The sequence below is a fragment of the Streptomyces sp. NBC_00223 genome (assembly GCF_036199905.1).
GTDB lineage: Bacteria > Actinomycetota > Actinomycetes > Streptomycetales > Streptomycetaceae > Actinacidiphila.
In genome coordinates this window covers 6,141,826-6,160,562 of sequence record NZ_CP108109.1, presented here as the reverse complement: position 1 = coordinate 6,160,562, position 18,737 = coordinate 6,141,826, and the positions used below count along the sequence as shown (strand labels likewise).

18 protein-coding genes, 1 pseudogene and 2 riboswitches are annotated in these 18,737 nt (G+C 70.9%); of the genes and pseudogenes, 4 read left to right on the top strand and 15 right to left on the bottom strand.

Features of this window, described 5'->3' with window-relative positions; translation table 11 throughout:
• Nucleotides 1-6: 6 nt before the first annotated feature.
• Both OHA30_RS26360 and OHA30_RS26355 read right to left on the bottom strand, forming a co-directional pair.
• Nucleotides 7-774, bottom strand: a complete 768-nt coding sequence (locus OHA30_RS26360) for an enhanced serine sensitivity protein SseB C-terminal domain-containing protein (RefSeq protein WP_328916362.1) — start codon at nt 772-774, stop codon at nt 7-9.
• Nucleotides 775-1,023: 249 nt separating this feature from the next.
• Complete coding sequence (locus OHA30_RS26355; protein WP_328916361.1) at nt 1,024-1,764, bottom strand: enhanced serine sensitivity protein SseB; 741 nt, start codon at nt 1,762-1,764, stop codon at nt 1,024-1,026.
• Between the two features lie 163 nt (nt 1,765-1,927).
• Nucleotides 1,928-2,029, top strand: a riboswitch (glycine riboswitch).
• 1 nt (nt 2,030) lies between these two features.
• A riboswitch (glycine riboswitch) is annotated at nt 2,031-2,135 on the top strand.
• 62 nt (nt 2,136-2,197) lie between these two features.
• Here OHA30_RS26355 and gcvT point away from each other — a divergent pair.
• The 4 genes from gcvT to OHA30_RS26335 all read left to right on the top strand — a co-directional run bounded on the left by gcvT (nt 2,198) and on the right by OHA30_RS26335 (nt 6,657).
• On the top strand, nt 2,198-3,313 hold the full coding sequence (gcvT, locus tag OHA30_RS26350; protein WP_328916360.1) for a glycine cleavage system aminomethyltransferase GcvT: 1,116 nt from the start codon (nt 2,198-2,200) through the stop codon (nt 3,311-3,313).
• Nucleotides 3,314-3,456: 143 nt separating this feature from the next.
• Complete coding sequence (gene gcvH, locus OHA30_RS26345; protein WP_328916359.1) at nt 3,457-3,837, top strand: glycine cleavage system protein GcvH; 381 nt, start codon at nt 3,457-3,459, stop codon at nt 3,835-3,837.
• A gap of 82 nt (nt 3,838-3,919) precedes the next feature.
• A complete protein-coding gene (gene glyA / locus OHA30_RS26340; protein ID WP_328916358.1) occupies nt 3,920-5,179 on the top strand; it encodes a serine hydroxymethyltransferase in 1,260 nt (419 codons plus the stop codon).
• Nucleotides 5,180-5,271: 92 nt separating this feature from the next.
• Nucleotides 5,272-6,657: an L-serine ammonia-lyase gene (locus OHA30_RS26335; RefSeq protein WP_328916357.1), complete on the top strand. Its 1,386-nt coding sequence runs from the start codon at nt 5,272-5,274 to the stop codon at nt 6,655-6,657.
• 24 nt (nt 6,658-6,681) lie between these two features.
• Here OHA30_RS26335 and OHA30_RS26330 read toward each other — a convergent pair.
• From OHA30_RS26330 to OHA30_RS26270, 13 genes and pseudogenes are all read right to left on the bottom strand, one after another.
• Nucleotides 6,682-7,907 (bottom strand): annotated as a pseudogene (locus tag OHA30_RS26330) (IS701 family transposase).
• Between the two features lie 135 nt (nt 7,908-8,042).
• Nucleotides 8,043-8,597 (bottom strand): hypothetical protein, encoded by a 555-nt coding sequence (locus OHA30_RS26325; RefSeq protein WP_328916356.1) that lies wholly within the window; start codon nt 8,595-8,597, stop codon nt 8,043-8,045.
• Between the two features lie 104 nt (nt 8,598-8,701).
• Nucleotides 8,702-9,457, bottom strand: coding sequence for a 3-deoxy-manno-octulosonate cytidylyltransferase (locus OHA30_RS26320; RefSeq protein ID WP_328916355.1), 756 nt, complete (start codon nt 9,455-9,457; stop codon nt 8,702-8,704).
• A gap of 31 nt (nt 9,458-9,488) precedes the next feature.
• Nucleotides 9,489-10,040, bottom strand: coding sequence for an NUDIX hydrolase (locus OHA30_RS26315; protein ID WP_328916354.1), 552 nt, complete (start codon nt 10,038-10,040; stop codon nt 9,489-9,491).
• A 6-nt stretch (nt 10,041-10,046) separates the two neighbouring features.
• Nucleotides 10,047-11,168 carry an adenosylhomocysteinase gene (locus OHA30_RS26310; RefSeq protein WP_328916353.1) on the bottom strand — a complete coding sequence of 374 codons (1,122 nt, stop codon included), beginning with the start codon at nt 11,166-11,168 and terminating at the stop codon, nt 10,047-10,049.
• Nucleotides 11,169-11,199: 31 nt separating this feature from the next.
• Entirely contained in the window at nt 11,200-12,198 is a 999-nt protein-coding gene (locus OHA30_RS26305) for an NAD-dependent epimerase/dehydratase family protein (RefSeq protein WP_328916352.1), read from the bottom strand.
• Between the two features lie 35 nt (nt 12,199-12,233).
• A complete protein-coding gene (locus OHA30_RS26300) occupies nt 12,234-13,070 on the bottom strand; it encodes an aminoglycoside phosphotransferase (RefSeq protein WP_328916351.1) in 837 nt (278 codons plus the stop codon).
• Complete coding sequence (locus OHA30_RS26295) at nt 13,067-13,723, bottom strand: histidine phosphatase family protein (RefSeq protein WP_328916350.1); 657 nt, start codon at nt 13,721-13,723, stop codon at nt 13,067-13,069. The genes OHA30_RS26300 and OHA30_RS26295 overlap by 4 nt, the downstream gene beginning before the upstream one ends.
• Nucleotides 13,720-14,481, bottom strand: coding sequence for a phosphotransferase (locus tag OHA30_RS26290; RefSeq protein ID WP_328916349.1), 762 nt, complete (start codon nt 14,479-14,481; stop codon nt 13,720-13,722). The genes OHA30_RS26295 and OHA30_RS26290 overlap by 4 nt, the downstream gene beginning before the upstream one ends.
• Nucleotides 14,478-15,329 carry a class I SAM-dependent methyltransferase gene (locus OHA30_RS26285; protein ID WP_328916348.1) on the bottom strand — a complete coding sequence of 284 codons (852 nt, stop codon included), beginning with the start codon at nt 15,327-15,329 and terminating at the stop codon, nt 14,478-14,480. The genes OHA30_RS26290 and OHA30_RS26285 overlap by 4 nt, the downstream gene beginning before the upstream one ends.
• A 31-nt stretch (nt 15,330-15,360) precedes the next feature.
• On the bottom strand, nt 15,361-15,870 hold the full coding sequence (locus OHA30_RS26280; protein ID WP_328916347.1) for a topology modulation protein: 510 nt from the start codon (nt 15,868-15,870) through the stop codon (nt 15,361-15,363).
• 96 nt (nt 15,871-15,966) lie between these two features.
• Nucleotides 15,967-17,019, bottom strand: a complete 1,053-nt coding sequence (locus OHA30_RS26275) for a glycosyltransferase family protein (protein ID WP_328916346.1) — start codon at nt 17,017-17,019, stop codon at nt 15,967-15,969.
• Entirely contained in the window at nt 17,016-18,734 is a 1,719-nt protein-coding gene (locus OHA30_RS26270; protein WP_328916345.1) for a carbamoyltransferase family protein, read from the bottom strand. The genes OHA30_RS26275 and OHA30_RS26270 overlap by 4 nt, the downstream gene beginning before the upstream one ends.
• Nucleotides 18,735-18,737: the final 3 nt, after the last annotated feature.

The window sequence follows — 18,737 nt, the reverse complement described above, 5'->3', positions numbered from 1 at the left end:
AGCGCCCTACCGGGCGGGCCCCCAGGCGGCGCCGCCCCCGTACGCCTCACGGTCGAAGAACGGCTGCCCGTTCGCCCGCATCCACATGGCAACGGGGTCGTACCCGTCGGCCATCGCCACGGTCGAGACGGCAAGTCCGTCCGGCACCCCACCCACCGCCTGCTGCATCATCAACCGCACGGACTCCACCGCCTGCGGCACCCCCTCGTACAGCTCGACCCCCACCGCCAAGTACGGCTCCCCCAGCACCGGTTGCACCCACGCCCGCCGCAACGACCGCACCGCCGGGGTGCGGTGGGCCGCCTGCGCGAGCAACGCGTAGAACTGCGGTACCTGCAACGACGGTTCGCCGATCTGCAACGGCCCCGCGGGCAGCACTTCCAGCCCGACGGCGATCCGTCTCAGATCCGGCCAGGGAATGCCGACGCCGCCGCCGGCCGCGTGCGGATTGAGCCACAGCCCGGAGCGGTCCGGGTAGAGGGTGAGCGCGATGTCCCGCCCGGAGACCACCTCGTGGTCCCGGGTCCAGCCGCTCGCGGCCAGTTCGCGCGGCGAGGTGAAGCAGGGCGCGTACCCGTGGCCGCCGACCTCCATCGTGCCGTACTGCGCGTCGGGCGACCCGGACGCGCCCTGCCACAGCAGCATCCACACCTCGCCCTCGGCGAGGGAGGCGAGCAGGTTCTCGTATGCGTCGAACCGGCCGGGCGCCACCTGGAGCAGCATCTGCTCCACCTGGCCGGCCGGCGCCGCACCGCCTTGCGCGCCCGCGATCACGTGGGACCGCCCCTTTCCCCTCGTCGGTATTCGCACGACATCAAATCAGGTCGAGTGTTCCCGATGGAACGTCGACCGACTCAAGCGGCATCGCCTATACACCGCGTATACGACCGGTATACGCAACCGGCCCGAATCGCCCGATCCCTGTCCGCGGCCGGAAATACGGCCCCGCCCGTCCCGTACGAAACGTCAACCCCGTGCGGGGCATTCAGTCCCGCGCGAAGCGATCAGTCCCGCACCGCGCATTCAGTCGCGTGCGAAAAACGGCTGCACGGTCTCCAGCATCCAGTCGCCCACCGGGTCCTGTGCCACGTCGAGCAGGATCAGATGGACCGGCCAGGCCGTCGGCACCTCGCCCAGCGCCCGGCCGAGCGCGTCCATCGCGGCCGTCCGGTCCTCCTCCTGCCAGCGGTCAAGCTCCACGCCGACGAAGAGCGCGGGCGGCTGCTCCTCGACCGCGGCCAGCGCGCGCCGCGCGGTCAGCACGACCGGGGTGACCGCGAACTCGCCCGCCGCTGCGGCCAGGAAGTCCACCGGTTCGGTGTCGGGCTCGGGCTCCCACAGCAGCACCCTGGCGCCGATGGCCGGCTGGTCCGCGCCGCGCCCGGTCCGGCACAGGTCGGCGACCGCGGCCGGCGGCAGCGGCACCCCGACGGCGCCGCCCGGGTTGACCGCGATACCGATCCCCGTCGGCAGCCCGCGGGCGAACTCGTGGACCGGCGCGACCGTGCACGCCATCCCGTCGGCGGCCCGCCGGAACTGCTGCTCGGAGCTGAAGACGGGCACATAGGGAGCACCGTCCAGCTCGACGGTCGGCAGGTCGAAGCCGGGTCCGTCCGCCGGGCCGCCGTTCGGCAGCGGCACCCACACCCGGGAGCGGCCGAGCACCTCGATCAGCCGGGGCGTGGCCGCCGGGTTGCCGAGGCTCGCGGTGAGCACTTCCTCCAGCTCATTGGCCGGCCAGATGTACGGTGCCGGATTCTCCATGTCCACCCTTGTCCGCCCGTGTGCCGCCGTGCCCGGCGCCGTCCTGCTGCCGGGCAAACCCTAGCGGCTGGCGGCCCCGTACCGGTGGGTCACCGGGGGTGACGCTCCCCGCCGGGCCGGACGTCGTGCAATGATGAGCGGCACAACATGCATACCGGCCGTTGGAGGCCGCGCGGGAGAGCCCCGATCCCGGTCACCCGGGGGCGGGCGCCGAAGGAGCAAGTCCTCCCTTGAATCTCTCAGGCACAGATACCGCGCGGACGAGGCAGATCTGAAAAGCGGAGGAGCCGCAAGCTCCTTCCACCCAAGGTGCAAACCGTGCCCTCGCCGGGTTCACGGTGAACCTCTCAGGTTCCGATGACAGATGGGGAGGCCGGGGTCACCACCCTGACCTCGTGCCCGTCGTCCGTTCCGACCTGGGAGCCCGTAACCGATGAGCGATTCCCGCCGTACCGCCCTCGACGCGCTGCACCGCGCGCTGGGCGCGACCATGACCGACTTCGCGGGCTGGGACATGCCGCTGCGCTACGCGAGCGAGCGCGAGGAGCACCTGGCCGTACGCACCCGGGCCGGTCTCTTCGACCTCTCGCACATGGGCGAGATCACCGTGACCGGCCCGCAGGCCGGCGAGGCGCTGGACTACGCGCTGGTCGGCCATCTGTCCGCGCTGGCGGTGGGCCGGGCCCGCTACACGATGATCTGCGGGCCCGACGGCGGCATCCTGGACGATCTGATCGTCTACCGGCTCGCCGACCAGGAGTTCATGATCGTCGCGAACGCCTCCAACGCGCAGACCGTGCTGGACGCGGTCACCGCGCGCGCGGCGGAGTTCGACGCGGCCGTGCGCGACGACCGGGACGCGTACGCGCTGCTGGCGATCCAGGGCCCGGAGTCCTCGGGCATCCTCGGCTCGCTGACCGACGCCGACCTGGCCGGCCTCAAGTACTACGCCGGGCTGCCGGGCACGGTCGCCGGGGTGAGCGCGCTGATCGCCCGTACCGGATACACCGGCGAGGACGGCTTCGAGCTGTTCGTGGCGCCGGGCGACGCCGAGCGGGTGTGGCAGGCGCTCACCGAGGCGGGCGCGGCGGCCGGGCTCGTCCCGTGCGGGCTGTCCTGCCGGGACACCCTGCGGCTGGAGGCCGGGATGCCGCTGTACGGGCATGAGCTGACCGCCGCGGTGACGCCTTTCGACGCCGGGCTCGGCCGGGTGGTGAAGTTCGACAAGGCGGGGGACTTCGTGGGGCGCGAGGCGCTGGAGGCCGCCGCGGCCAAGGCCGCCGCGCACCCGCCGCGCAAGCTGGTCGGGCTGGTCGCCGAGGGCCGCCGGGTGCCGCGGGCTGGCTACCCGGTCACCGCCGCCTCGGGCGAGGTCGTGGGCGAGGTCACCTCGGGGGCGCCCTCCCCCACGCTGGGCGTACCGATCGCGATGGCCTACGTGGACGCGGAGCACGCGGCGCCGGGCACCGCGGGGGTGGCGGTCGACATCCGGGGAGCGCGCGAGGCGTACTCCGTGGTGGCGCTGCCGTTCTACAAGCGCGAGCGCTGAGCCCGCGCTCCCGCGTACGCCGCGGCGCGCACGTCCCGCCGGTCCCTTCCGTCTCCGTCACCGCCGCCTCACCTCTGTCCTCGGCGTTCCGCGCTCTTTCGCGGCGCGCGCGAGCACACCTCACCATCCAGGAGAATTCCGTCATGAGCATCAACCCTGAGCAGCTGCGCTACAGCAAGGAGCACGAGTGGCTCTCCGCCCCCGAGGAGGGGGCCGCCACCGTGGGCATCACCTCGCACGCCGCCGACGCGCTCGGCGACGTCGTCTTCGTCCAGCTCCCCGAGGTCGGGGCGACGGTCACCGCGGGTGAGACCTGTGGCGAGCTGGAGTCCACCAAGTCCGTCAGCGACCTGTACTCGCCGGTCTCCGGTGAGGTCACCGAGATCAACCAGGATGTCGTGGACAACCCGGCTCTGGTCAACTCCGCGCCTTTCGAGGGCGGTTGGCTGTTCAAGGTGAAGCTGTCCGACGAAGCGGCGGAGCTGCTGTCCGCCGCCGAGTACGACGCCTTCATCGAGGGCTGATCCCCGGCGGGCCGCGTCCGCGTCCGTCGCGGGCCGGGTCCGCGCGCCACCCCCAGATCTCGTTCCCGACCAGGAAGATCACATGTCGCTCCTGAACCAGTCCCTGCACGAGTTCGACCCCGACGTCGCCGCCGCCGTCGACGCCGAGCTGCACCGCCAGCAGTCCACCCTTGAGATGATCGCCTCGGAGAACTTCGCTCCGGTGGCGGTGCTCGAGGCGCAGGGCTCGGTGCTGACCAACAAGTACGCCGAGGGCTACCCCGGCCGCCGCTACTACGGCGGCTGCGAGCACGTCGACGTGATCGAGCAGCTGGCCATCGACCGGGTCAAGGCGCTGTTCGGCGCCGAGGCCGCGAACGTGCAGCCGCACTCGGGCGCGCAGGCGAACGCGGCCGCGATGTTCGCCCTGATCAAGCCCGGCGACACCATCCTGGGCCTGGATCTGGCGCACGGCGGTCATCTGACCCACGGTATGAAGATCAACTTCTCCGGCAAGCTGTACGACGTCGCCGCCTACCACGTCGACGCGCAGACCGGCCTGGTCGACATGGCCGAGGTCGAGCGGCTGGCCAAGGAGCACCGCCCGCAGCTGATCGTGGCCGGCTGGTCGGCGTACCCGAGGCAGCTGGACTTCGCCGAGTTCCGGCGGATCGCCGACGAGGTCGGCGCCTATCTGATGGTCGACATGGCCCACTTCGCGGGCCTGGTCGCGGCCGGGCTGCACCCCTCGCCCGTGCCGTTCGCCGACGTGGTCACCACCACGACCCACAAGACCCTCGGCGGCCCGCGCGGCGGCGTGATCCTCTCCAGGGCCGAGCTGGCCAAGAAGATCAACTCCGCGGTCTTCCCCGGTCAGCAGGGCGGCCCGCTGGAGCACGTCATCGCCGGAAAGGCCGTCGCGTTCAAGGCCGCGGCGACGGACGAGTTCAAGGACCGCCAGTCACGTACGCTGGAGGGCGCCAAGCTCCTCGCGGCGCGGCTCTCCCAGCCGGACGTGGCCGGGACGGGCGTCTCCGTACTGTCGGGCGGCACGGACGTCCACCTCGTCCTGGTCGACCTGCGCGACTCCGCGCTCGACGGGCAGCAGGCCGAGGACCGGCTGCACGAGGTCGGCATCACGGTCAACCGCAACGCCGTCCCGAACGACCCGCGTCCCCCGATGGTCACCTCGGGTCTGCGGATCGGCACACCGGCGCTGGCCACCCGCGGCTTCGGGGCCGAGGACTTCCGCGAGGTCGCCGACGTCATCGCGGAGGCGCTGAAGCCTTCGTACGACGCCGACGCCCTCAGGACCAGGGTCTCCGCCCTGGCCGCCAAGCACCCGCTCTACCCCGGCCTGTAGGCCCCTTTCCCCGGGTGGGGCCGCCGCGAACCGGCGGTCCCGCCCGCACCCCGGCGGACACTGGCGTCCGCGCAACCGAGGAGTACGCAACCGTGGCGATTTCGGTCTTCGACCTTTTCTCGATCGGCATCGGCCCGTCCAGCTCGCACACGGTGGGCCCGATGCGGGCCGCCGGGATCTTCGCCCACCGGCTGAAGAACGAGGGCCTGCTGGCGCACACCACGTCCGTACGCGCCGAGCTCTTCGGCTCGCTCGGCGCCACCGGGCGCGGCCACGGCACGCCCAAGGCCGTCCTGCTCGGTCTGTCCGGCCACTCCCCCCGTACGGTCGACGTCTCGACCGCCGACGACGAGGTGGCCGCGATCCACGCGTCGCGGCGGATCAGTCTGCTCGGGGCCCACGAGATCGACTTCGACCCCGCCACGCATCTGATCCTCCACCGCCGCCGCTCGCTGCCCTACCACGCCAACGGCATGACGCTCTTCGCCTACGACGAACTGGGCGCGCCGCTGCTGGAGAAGACGTACTACTCGGTCGGCGGCGGCTTCGTCGTCGACGAGGATGCTGTGGGCGAGGACCGGATCAAGCCGGACGACACGGCGCTGCGGCATCCGTTCCGCACCGGCGACGAGCTGCTGCGGCTGTCCCGCGAGACCGGTCTGTCCATCTCCGCGCTGATGCTGGAGAACGAGCTGGCCTGGCGCAGCGAGGCCGAGATCCGCACCGGGCTGCTGGAGATCTGGGACGTGATGCGGGAGTGCGTACGGCTCGGCATGTCCCGTGAGGGCATCCTGCCCGGCGGGCTCAAGGTCCGCCGCCGCGCCGCCCAGTCCGCCCGCCAGCTGCGCGCCGAGGGCGAGCCCGCCGCGCGCGCGATGGAGTGGATCACGCTCTACGCCATGGCCGTCAACGAGGAGAACGCGGCCGGCGGGCGGGTCGTGACCGCCCCCACGAACGGGGCCGCGGGCATCATCCCGGCGGTCCTGCACTACTACCTCAACTTCGTCGCCTCCCCCACGGCCACCGAGGCCGAGCGCGCGGACGACGTCGTACGCTTCCTGCTCGCCGCGGGCGCGATCGGGCTGCTCTTCAAGGAGAACGCCTCCATCTCCGGCGCCGAGGTCGGCTGCCAGGGCGAGGTGGGCTCGGCCTGCTCGATGGCCGCGGGCGGGCTCGCGGAGATCCTCGGCGGCAGCCCCGAACAGGTCGAGAACGCGGCCGAGATCGGCATGGAGCACAACCTCGGCCTGACCTGCGACCCGATCGGCGGCCTCGTCCAGATCCCCTGCATCGAGCGCAACGGCATGGCGGCGGTCAAGGCGGTCACCGCCGCCCGTATGGCCATGCGCGGCGACGGCCGCCACCACGTCTCGCTGGACAAGGTCATCAAGACGATGAAGGAGACGGGGGCGGACATGAAGGTCAAGTACAAGGAAACAGCCCGCGGCGGCCTCGCGGTGAACGTCATCGAGTGCTAGTACTCCCGCTGTAGATCGTGATCTTCACGCTTGAGTGGCTTGTTGCCGGTAATGGCTGGCCTGTGATCGGGCCTGGTGTCGGCGCCGCCAGTCGGACCAGCCGAGCCGGTGGGCGGCATCGTGGACGGGGCTGACGATGAGGGTGATGAACAGGCGCTGGATCTCGTTGCAGGTCAGGGGGATCAGTTCGTCGCGTCCCGGCCGGTGGGCATGCTCCTCTGCGCGTACCACGGCGAGGAAGGCGTGCGCGAGCATGGCCAGGGTGACCCAGCGGGACCAGGAGGGGTAGCGGCGGACTTGGTGCTCGTCGAGTCCGGCCAGGCCCTTACCGGACTGGAAGAACTCCTCTACCCGCCACCTTGATCCGGCGACTCGGACCAGCGTGGTTGTCGGCACGGGTGTGGGCGAGTAGCAGCGGTAGCAGGCGAGTTCGCCGGTGCTGCGGTTACGGCGGATCAGCAGTTGATGGCTCCCAGGGCGGGAGTCGCGGAGGTCGATGACGGCCCAGTCGTAGAAGCGGTGGCCCTTGGCCCCGGCCCCTGCGGACAGCTTCTGCTGGGCACCATCGTGGCCAGGGTGTCCGCGCGGAACTTCCCTGCACCAGTGGTGACTTCGTGGGAACATGCCACCGCCAGGACGTAGCCGGTAGCGCGTTCCTCCAGAGCGGTTCGCAGTTTCGGGTTGCCACCGTAGACCTCGTCACCCGCCACCCATGCAGCCCGGTGGCCGGCGTCCAGGAACCGGGCGACCATGCGGGCGGCCAGTTCGGGCTTGGTGACGAAGGCGGTTTCCTCGGGAATGCCTGCGGCACGGCAGCGGTCGGGGTCGGAGGTCCAGGAGCGCGGGACGTGGAGTTCCCGGTCCACTGCCGCGTGGCCACGCTGACCTGCGTAGACCATGTAGACGGCGACTTGGGAGTTTTCGATCCGGCCGGCGGTGCCGGTGTACTGGCGCTGGACCCCGACCGTGGCGGTGCCCTTCTTCACGTCGCCGGTCTCGTCGACGACCAGCACCGCGGCATCGTCGTGGAGGTGCTCCACGACGTATTCGCGCACGTCGTCGCGGACGGCGTCGGCGTCCCAAGAGGCCCGACAAAGGAGGTGCTGCATGCCGTGCGGGCTGGCCTCCCCGGCCCACTCTGCGATCGTCCAACAGTTCTTGCGCGGAAGGTCCGACAGCAGGCCCAGCACCAGCCGGCCTGCCCTCAGCCGGGGCTCAACCCGGCTGAACCGGCCTGCAATACGGCCCATGGCCACCTCGAACGCCTCCCGCCAACGCCCGGGATCTATGCTGTGGCCTGCGGCCACCGTCTCTTCGTCAGTCCACACAACTCACGATGATCAACGGTGGCCGCACCGTTCCCCGACCGGGCCTCACCCGTAAGATCACGATTTGCGGGCAGCATGCTGCCCGGCCCAGCCGGTAGCCGTCACCACCTGGCGTGCGATGTCCGCAACTGACCGACCGTCAGTTACCACCCGCACGGCTTGCGCGGAGACCCGCTGGTCCAGGATCCGCGCCGTGCGGACACTGCCTTCCAACTCCCGCTCAAGCTCCGAGCCGAGCTCTCGGCCTACCAGGCGCTCGCGGGCGGTGGCGTCCAACGCGGTGAGCAGGACCCGTACGATCCGCACCCCGGGGCCCATGGCACGCTCGAACATCCCCGTCGCCTCGGGCAGCACGCTCGCAGTGTTCGTATAGATCAGCCGGCGGTAACCGCGCCGTGTGAAGTTCGCCCACACGGCCGTCAGGTTGCTCTCGGTTATCACCGACCGGTCAGGGTCCCCCTCCGGCGCCGGATGGACCTGCCCCATGAAGTCGCCCTCGATGACGGCGTGCGAGACAGCTGCGGCGCGGAGCTGAGCCGAAACCTCCCACCCGACCGACGTCTTGCCGACACCGGCCCGTCCCCCGATGAGCAGTACTTCCGCGTGATCCATGGGATCAGAGTGCCAGCCCGCGAGCGCCTCACGCGATCCGATATCGCTCCGTCCCCGCGACTGCACACCCATCCCCAGCAAGATCACGATCTACAGCGGGAGTACTAGCCGATAAGCCGCTCGGCGCGCGCCAGATCCGCGGGAGTGTCTACGGCCACCCCGTCGTCCAGGACAGGCACCATCCGCACGGCGTGGCCGTGTTCGACGAAGCGCAGCATCTCCACTCCCTCGGCACGCTCCAGGGGCCCCTGCTGGAGCTGCCGGAAGTGCTGGAGCGCCTCGCCGGTGAAGCCGTAGAGGCCCAGTTGGCGCAGGTACTTCGGCCGGTCGCCCCTGGGGTATGGGATGGGCTGGCGCGAGAACATGAGGGCCTCGCTGCGGGCCGTGACGACGACCTTGACGACGTTGTGGTCCAGGACGGCGCCGACGTCGACCAGCTCGGTGTAGGCGTTCACGGCGCAGGTGCCGGGCGGAGTGAATTCCAGGGCCTCGGAGACGTCGTTGATGGCGGTCGGCGAGATGAACGGCTCGTCGCCCTGGACGTTGATGTATCCGTCGGCCGGCAGGCGTTCGGCGACCTCCGCGACGCGGTCGGTGCCGGTGAGGTGCTCCCCGGTACGGATGCTGTCGATGCCGAGTTCGCGGCACGCTGCTTCAATGCGTTCGTCGTCCGTCGCGACGATGGCTCCGTCGAGGCGTTTCGCCTCCAGGCAGCGCTGGTGGACGTGCCAGAGCAGCGGCATGCCGCCGAGGAGGGCCAGCGGTTTGCCGGGGAAGCGGGAGGCACCCCAGCGGCAGGGTATGACGGCGATGTGCCGGCGCCGTTCGGCGTCGATCGGTCGGGCTGTGGTGGCGGCCACGGCGTCCTCCTGGTTGTCGGGTTCGGGGGCTTCAGGTGAGCTGGGCGAGCTTGGCGCGGACGGTGGGTGAGGCGGTGGTCGCGAACGGCCGCCACTGGTAGCCGTCGACCTCCTCCTCCTGCAGCGTCACCGCGTGATCGGCCCCGAGGTGGAAGGCCCAGCGGAAGTCCACGTGGTGGTGAGCCGGCTCGTTCTTCGACAGGTTCGCGTCGATCGCGTGCACGTCGATGTCGAGGGGGATGTCCTCGTGGCCGGCGAGGGGGACGACGGCGCTGGGCGGGATGCCGGCCTCCTCGTGCAGTTCGCGCAGGGCGGCGTCGCGCAGGTGCTGGTCGGACGGTTCGTTGTGCCCGCCGGGCGCCAGCAGTTTCCTGGACGCCTTGTGCAGGATGTGGAGCACGTGCCGTTCATCGTTGATGAGGATGGCGCTGCAGGTCACGTGGGCGGGGAAGGTCTTGCGGCTGGTGGGATCGGCCGCGCCGGCGAGCGCGGCGAACAGCATCGCCAGGGAGCCGCGCTCGTCCGGGTGGCGGGCGAGGTACGCCTCGGTGACTGCGCGGATGTGTTCGGTGGAGGGTGGCAAACGAGGTCACCTTTCGAAGTGGCGGAGCCAGGTTCTGGCGATGGTGTCGCGGTCGGCCGCCGGCATCTCGTGCAGTCCGGGCTGGAGTCGCGCGTGGCTGAGTGCGGCGGTGGCGGCGAGTATCTCGGCCTGTACGAGGTGGATGTAGGTGCCGACGGCGGCGCCGTGCACGAAGTTGACGGCACCCCCGTCGGCGAGGACGTAGAAGTAGTGGCCAGTGACCTCGTATCGAGTCAACTGGGGTCCGACGGGTCTGCGTTCGTAGAGGTCATCAAGGCTGCTGAGTTCGAGTTCGTCCTCGGAGGAGGTCACCGATCCGAGGTACGCGCCGTTGCGCAGGGCGGCGAAATCCTCGTGCCGGAGGGCGAGATTGCCAGTGGCGCAGAGGACGAGTTCCGCGTCGTGGACGGCCTCGGTGGTGGACGCGCTGGTGCGGAAGCCGAGGGCGTGCGCCTGTACCCGCTTGACCGCGTCGTTGTCGTACACGGTGACGCGCAGGTCCTGGGCGCGCAGGGTCTGCGCAATGGAGCGGCCGATCTTGCCGAAGCCGATGACGCAGGCGCTGCGGCTCGTGAGGATGTCCCCGCGGGCGCGGACGAGGGCGTCGGTGGAGAACACGATGGACCGGCCGACGAGGTGGTCCTCGCAGTCCTTGAGCGGTGAGCGGGCCACGGACACGACCGGGCACGGCAGCGAGCCGAGAGCCGCGTACCGCTGGTGTCCGTTCTCGGTGTCCTCGACCACGCCGAGGATGCGGCCGGAGAACTTGTTCACGAGGGTGTGGAGGCTGGCCGCGAAGTAGCCACCGATGTCGGCCAGGACGACGTCCTGGCCGCCGGCCGTGTCCTCCAGGTAGTGCAGGGCCTGGGTCTCGTCGGTGAACCGCTCCCGGCTCAGGTCGTGGACCGGCAGGGTGCGGCGGACGGTGTCGAGGGTCGCCTGGTGGATCGACCGGGGCTTGGGGAGGACGGCGCCGATCGTGGACACCGCCGTCATGGCGCGCAAGAACGCGGGGCGTTCCGGGAGCAGGTGGGTGATGACCAGCGTTGTGATCGCCTGCCCGGCGGGGAACTGCGCGGTGATCCTCCGAAAGAAGGCGTCCAGCCGTGCTCGCTCGGGGGTTTCCATGAGCATTCCTCTCGGATTCCGAGGCGTAGGGCTACGCGGCCCGGCTGTAGTCCGGCACCGGGGCGGCCAGAGCCTGCATGTGCGCGCGCAGTCCGCTGTGGAGGTCGACGCGCGGCTGCCAGCCGAGGACCTCTCCCGCGCGGCCGGAGTCGGCACGCGTGAGCAGGACGTCCCCGTTGCGCACGTGGTCCTGGTGGAGCTGGATCTCGCGGCCGGTAAGGCTGTTGGCGATGTCGATCACGTCCAGCAGCGACGCGTTCGAGCCGCCGCCGACGTTGATGGGGCCGTGAGCGTTCGGAACGACGCCGGCGGCGATCGTGGCGGCGACTACGTCGCCGATGTAGGTGAAGTCGCGGCGCTGGTGGCCGTCTCCGTACAGGCGCAGGGGCTGTCCGGTCAGAGCGGCGTACAGGGCGCGGTGGGTGAACATGTCGGCGCGCTGCCGGGGGCCGTAGACGGTGAAGTACCGCAGGGCGACGACGCTGGGACCGCCGGGGCGCTCGGCGTAGGCGAGGCAGAGCTGCTCCTCGGCCAGCTTGGTCACGGCGTACGGGGAGGCGGGATTGGGGCGGTCGGTCTCGAGGCTCGCATCGCCGTCGGTCGGACCGTAGACGCTGGAAGAGGAGGCGACGACCAGTCGGGGGACGCCGATCCGGGTGGAGGCTTCGAGGACGCGGTGGGTGGCCAGCACGTTGGACGCGAGATAGTCGCCGAACTGCGGTCCCCAGGAGGGCCGCACGCCGGGGATGCCGGCGAGGTGGAATACCGCGTCGGCGTCGATCAGAAGGGGGTCGATGACGCAGTGGAGGAGGTCGGCCGTGACGTGGTGGTATCCCTGGCGTCCTCGCAGCGCGGCGAGGTTGGCGGCGGCCGTCGGGTCGGTGGACGGGTCTCGGCGGTCCACGCCGATCACGGTGGTGCCGGCCTGGACGAGGGAGTGGGCGAGGTGGGAGCCGATGAATCCGGCGGAGCCGGTCACCACGGCCCGTCGGAGGGAAGCGTTGGTCGGGGGCTGCTCGTGCTGTGGCACGGGGATCTCCAGAGAGGTGTCGTCGAAGGGGTAGGTCAGGTGATCCGGGACAGGACGGTTCTGCCGTGCGCGCTGAGGGCGGCGTCGTTCTCTTGGTGGCCCTTGACCAGGGCTGTGGCCGCCTCAATGGCGCCGAAGGACTCCAGGAGGCGTCGTTCGGTGTCGTTGGGCGAGCGCCCGTAGCCGTCGAAGAAGGCGGTGCGGAGGTGGGGTGCGGCCTGCCAGCGCCGGAATTCGAGCCGGGCGAAGTCGCGGACCCGGGCGTCGCGTCGCATGTGCTCGAAGTCGTAGATGCCGAAGGTGTCGCCGAGCAGCCAGTTGCGCGGCTGGTAGTCGAGGTGGCAGATCGCGCTGTCCATGTGGCTGGCGCCCAGGATCACCGCGTGGTGCTTCAGCAGGTTCTCCTCGGCCGCGTCGAGCAGGTCGGCGTGGACGGCCCGGTCGATCCACCCCTGGAACCGCTCGGCGAGCGAGGCGCCGACGGCACCGCCCTGGAGCATGGTGGTGGCCCGGTGCAGCTTGCCCAACACGTGCCCGGCCTCGTGGTGGGCCAGCTCCTCCTCGGGCGAGCCCGGAGCGAAGGCATCCGCCCGGTCGCCTGCGAGCGCGGTGAGCAGCAGGGTGCGGGTGGCGTCATCCCGGCCGACCAACTCCGGCGCATGGCCGCTCAGATGGGTGACCCACGCCCGGTAGGCGTGGAGTTCACCGGCGTACCGGTCTCGCTCCGCGTGCTGCTTCGCGATGAACTGACGCCCGTCGCCGGCCACCAGGCGTACGACGCGGGGCGGGAGCGCGGGGTCCGCTGCGATGTCGACTGCGCCGAGGAGGAGGTGCGCCAGTTGTATCCGGGGGTCGCGCGAAGTCGCGATCACGGGGTCGGCTCCGGCGTGAGGAGACTGAGGTGCTCGGTGTCGTTGTGCCGGTCGAGCATCCAGCGGGTCTGGCCCAGGCGGTTGCGGTGGTGCTGCCAGCGGGTGATGGAGGCGTGGTTGTGGGTGAATCCGGCGGGCGAGCCGATCGGGATGCCGAGCAGCAGGGTGTGTGCGGTGATCACCGTCTCCCCGTGGGCGGCGAAGACGACGCGCTTGCCGTGGTTCTCCTCGATGAGCTGGCTCAGGTTCCTGCCGGCGCGCTCCAGGAACCCGTTCCAGGTGTCGGAGCCGTTGGCCCAGGGCGTGTCGGGGTGGGCGTGCGGCCCGCCGTCGGCGGCCGTCTTCACCGCGTCCCAGGGCCGGCCGTCGGCGTCACCGTGGACCGGGCCGTCGAGTCGGTCGTCGTGGTGCACGGGGATCTGGAGCGTCTGGGCGATGATCTCGCCGGTCTGGACGAGGCGGATCCGAGGGCCGGTGTAGATGACGTCGAAGGGCCTCTTCAGGTGCTCGGTGGCCAGGCGGCGTGCGGCCTGTTCGGCTTGGGCGTACCCGAGGTTGGTCAGGCCGGTGCAGGTGCGCGGTCCCCCGACGAGGCCGGCCGCGTTGCACTGGGCCTGGCCGTGCCGGACGAAGACGAGTTCGGTGATGATCATGAGGCTCCTCGGTGGCTGAAACGGAGGGGCAGGCTGTAGTGGTAGCCGTTGCGGCCGACGTACGGGGCGGTGAGCACGGCGTGCAGGCCCAGGAAGCTGTCGAGCTGGCCCCGGTCCGTCGTGCCCAGCCGGGCGTCGTGGCGTCGGGCTGCCGCGTTGTACGCGAGCAGTGCGGTGGTGACGGCTTGGTCCGTGAGCGGCCCGTAGGTCAGGTGGAGCGTCGCGACGAGCTTGGCGAGGTCGTAGCCCATCGGGGTGAGGGACAGGTCGTCGGTGTCGACAGCGACGATGTCCTGCGTGCTGGTGATGATGAAGTTCCGCGGGTTGCTGTCCTTGTAGAAGGCGCACGGTCCCTCGGCGGTCGCTTGCAGCAGGTCGAGCATCGCGTGCAGTGCCGTCTTGTTCGGCAGGTAGCCCTGCTCGTGACGTCGCCGCAGAGCGACCCTCCGGGGCCCGAGGTAGTCGTCGAACTGCGTGCCGTCCTGGAAGTGGTGCGGGGTGTCCAGCGATGCGGAGTGCAGGTCGCTGGTCCAGGCGGAACCGTGGGCATGGCCCAGCAGTTCCGCCACGCGCGGGAGGTCCTCGGGGCGTACAGGGCGGCCCTCGATCCGTTCGAACGTCAGGAACCGCGGTCCGGCGGTGTGGAGGGCCGGCTGCCGCAGCGGTTTGGCGTGCGCGGTGAGCCACCGGTAGTGGCGCACCGCCCCCGCCGCGCGCTCGGGTTCCGCGTAGTGCTTGGTGAACGGGGCGGGGCTCATGTCGGCTCTCCTCCTTCCTTCGGCTGGGCGACGACGAAGGTGATCCGGGAACGGGTGGTCAGCGGCCGGTCGGGAAGGCACTCGTGCAGGGTCGCCGCCAGGGCACCGGGGTTGCCGTACAGGCCGGGCGCCAGGTCGTACTTGGGGTTGGTGGCCAGGTACTGCGCCGTGTGGTCGTGGCCGTCGAAGGTGAAGACGTGTTCCTCGTCCAGGACGGCGATCACGTCGAGCGAGGAGGCGGCCACGTCGGCGAGGTTGCCGCTGTGGGCTGCGGTGTAGAGGCTCTCGCGCTGGGCGGCACGCGGATCGAGGCCGGCGGAGGCGACCAGCTGGTCCATCTCCCGGTAGCTGTCGAGGCCCTTGGTGACGAGCACGGCCACACCACCGGGGGCGAGGACCCTGGCGATCTGCCCGACGACGTCCTCGGGGTGCAGCGAGTGGTAGAGGCAGAACGCCGCGACGACGACATCGCTCGACCCGTCGGGCAGAGGGAGGTCGTGGAAGTCGCCTTCGACGAACTCCACCGTGCTGTCGGGCAGGTTCTTGGCGCGCTCGCGGGCCTGGGCGAGCAGGGAGGGGGCGGCGTCCAGGCCCACGACGCGCTTGGGCCGGAGCTGCTCGGCGATGACGAGGCTGCTCGTGCCGCGACCGCAGCCGATGTCGAGCACCACGCCGAGCCGGTCCGGCCGGGCGTGGTGGGTCTGTACCAGGCTGACGATCGTCTCGGGCACCGGGTGTCCGGCGGTCTTGGCGCGCATCAGGGCACTGGTCCGCCCGGCCAGCCGCGAGGCGTGTCCGTACAGCTCCGACTGCCGGGCGGGGTCCAGGAACGGGTTGGGCTCGTTCATGCCGCACCCCCTGACCGGGGGCACGGACCGGTCAGGACTGCTCGGCGGCCACCTTCCGCAGCCAGCGGCGCGTCTGGCGCCGGTTGGCCAGCAGCACCACATCGGCGCCGGAGCCGAACTCCTCGATCTTCGCCATCACGCGGGGTCGCATCTTGCGCCGGTACGTGGCGACGTACTTGATCACGCCCCAGTGGATGCGGTTGTGAATCCCGTTGCCCTTGTGCCCGGCCCCGTGCCCGATCTGCCGGGAGAAGATCCCGTACAGCGCCGCCACGGTCGACACGTCCATCAGGACCACCGTGTCGCAGGCTTCGAGCCGTACCTGCAGCGTCGAGTTGTAGTTGCCGTCGATCACCCACCGCGGCTGCGCGACCAGCTCGCGCTGGACGTCGGTGAACTTGTCCATGGGCAGCGCGTTCCACTCGTCGTCGTAGAACGCGGCGTCCAGGTGCGTCACCGGGGCGTCGAGGATCCTGCCCAGTTCGCGGGCCACGTGGGATTTGCCGCTGCCTCCGCAGCCGACGATGGCGACCTTCTTCATGGTGCTCCAGCGTAGAGAGGTTCGGGTGTCCGGCGGACCCATCCTCCGGGACGCGCCCGGAGGATTCGCGCGCCGTGGTCGATCGAGCGGTCTGCATCAGGCAGCTCCCCGCTCGGTCGCGGTGGTCTGGAGGAGGCCGTGCAGGATGGACTCCAGGGTGTTGACCTGCTTGCACAGGCCGAACAGGCGCAGGCGGTCCACACATGCGGCGATCAGGGTGGCGTGCTGCTCGGTGCCGGCGATCTCGCGCAGGTAGGAGAGGCGTTCGAGCACGTCGCTGCCGGAGTGCACGACCAGTTCCTTCGGGACGAACCGGTCGGCGAAGCGGATGTCCGCCGGGGCCAGCGGCAGGCAGCCGGCGAGCACGGCCTCGAAGATGCGCTGGGTCATCTGCCCGACGGCGGCGTACCGCTCGGGGAGCATGAGCACCGTGGCCAGGGACCGGCCGTAGACGCCGGCGGCGGCCTCGAAGGGGATCCGGCCCGCGAAGCGAACGTGCGGCCAGCGGCCGGTCTTCGTCCACTTCCCGGCGACCAGGTGCTCGACGTGGGCGGCGGCCGGGGCGAAGAAGCGGTCGAAGGGCTCGTCGCGGTCGTACTGGTTGCCTACGTAGCCGAGCGCGAGATCCCGGGGCCGCGCCACAAGGGTGAGGGGATCGGCCTGGGCGAGGAGGTCCTCGGCGACGGGGAAGAGCAGCGAGTGTGCGCCGAGGGTCGGTGCGAGCGCGGCCTCGCAGACGCGGGTGTGGGCCGTGCGGCGCCACACGCTCTCGGCGCGCAGGGTGCGGTCCTTGTCCCAGATGACGGTGGGCGTCCGGTGCCGGGCCGTGTAGTGGTTGATGAGCTGGGCCTGCCGGTGGAGGTCGCAGGTGTGCCCCTCGCTGCCGCACACGGTGGTGTTGCGGCCGGGGATGGCCCAGCGCCACTCCAGGAACAGGGCGTCGATGCCGGGCAGGCCGTCGTCGAAGGTGTACGCGCCGCCGAGGTCGTCACCGGCTTCGAGGCGGTCGCGGTCGGACTGGAGGAAGACGATCTCGTGACCGCGGGCAAGGAGGGCGTCGATGAAGGGGCGGCGGTGGCTGCGGCCTCCGTCGGGGGTGTCGGTGACGCCGTTGCCGAGGAAGCCCCAGAAGCTGTATCCGATCTTCATTTGGTGATCCACCGCCCTTCGAGGAGCAGGGCGTCGAGGCCGGAGTTGGCCAGGCAGTCCAGGGCCATCTCGGGTGTCCCGCAGATCGGCTTGCCCTTGACGTTGAGGGAGGTGTTGATCAGCACGGGTACGCCGGTCCGGCGGCCGAAGGCGGTCAGCACCGCGTGCATGAACGGGTTCTGCGACCGGGTGACGGTCTGCAGGCGGGCGGTGCCGTTGGCGTGCACGATGGCCGGGACCCGCTCGCGCGTCAGGTCTGTCACCCCGGAGGCCATGGACATGTACGGCGCCGTCTGGCCGAGGGTGAAGAATTCGGCGGCGCGCTCGGCCGGGACCATGGGGGCGAAGGGCCGGAACGGCTCGCGGAACTTCACGGTGGCGTTGAGCCGCTCGACGACGCCGGGCTCCAGCGGGGAGGCGAGGATCGAGCGGTTGCCCAGGGCACGCGGCCCGGCTTCGACCCCTCCCTGGAACAGTCCGGCGATCATGCCGTGGGCGAGCTGGTCGGCGAGGAACTCGGCGGTCTCGATGCCGAGGGTCTTCTGGCGGAGGCCGGGCCAGGGGGTCAGGTCGAGGGGCTGGTCCTCGTAGGAGGGGCCGAGGTAACAGTGGCGGGCGATGCCGGCGACCGGGCGAGGGCTGCGCCCATCGACATGCACGGCGAGGGCGGCCCCGATGGCGGTTCCGGCGTCTCCGGGCGCCGGCGGGACGAACACCTCGTCGAAGATTCCGGCCTCGATGATCTTCCCGATGCTCACGCAGTTCGTGGCGACGCCGCCACCCACGCACAGGCGCCGGGAGCCGGTGAGCACACGGGCGCGGCGGGCGAGGTGGACCATCACCTGCTCGGTCCGCTCCTGGAGGGCAGCCGCCAGGTCTCGGTGGACATCGGTGAGCGGTTCGTTCGGGTGCCGCTCGGAGCAGGTCTCGGCGACGAACCGCCTGGATGTCCTCGGGTATCCCGAGGTGAGGGTGCGCGTCGGGAAGTAGCCGGGGTGGATGCGGAAGCCCGTGGCCGTCGTGCGGACGGCCGTGGTGAACAGGTGGCGGAACCGGGCGGGGTCACCGAGGGCGGCCAGCGCCATGACGGTGCCCTCCTCGTCGCCCCGGCGCCAGCCCAGGTGCTCGGTGACGGCGCCGTATACGTAGCCGAGGGAGGCCGGGTCGTTGATCGCTTCCAGGGTCTGGACGCGGGGGCGCTGAACGCCGTGACCGTGGGCGATGGTGGTGGTCTGCCGCTCGCCGAGGCTGTCGACCACGAGGACGGCGGCTTCCTCCCAGCCGGAGGCGGCGTAGGCCGTGAGCTGGTGGGCGCGGTGGTGCAGGACCGGTGTGACGCGGGCCGAGGGGAACTGGCTGCCGAGGACGCGCAGCCGTCGCCGGGTCCGCAGGGCGACCTTGGCGAACCCGTGGGCGCGGGCCAGGCTCCGGTCGCGTGTCGTCGGCGAGAGCGCCATGCGCAGGGCGGCGGGCGACTCGGCGAGGTAGCGGGCGGGCTGGAAGTTGTAGGCGACGGCGTCCACGTCGGTGGCGCTCAGCTTGGCCTGGTCGAGGAGCCAGCCCACGGCGCGAGCCGGGTAGAGCTTGGTGTGCTTCTGCTCGGAGAGGCGTTCCTCCTCGACGAAGCCGACGAGTTCGCCGTCCACGAGAAGGGCGGCCGAGGAGTCGTGGGTGTACGAGCACAGACCGAGGATCACGGAAGGGGTGCGCTTCATGGC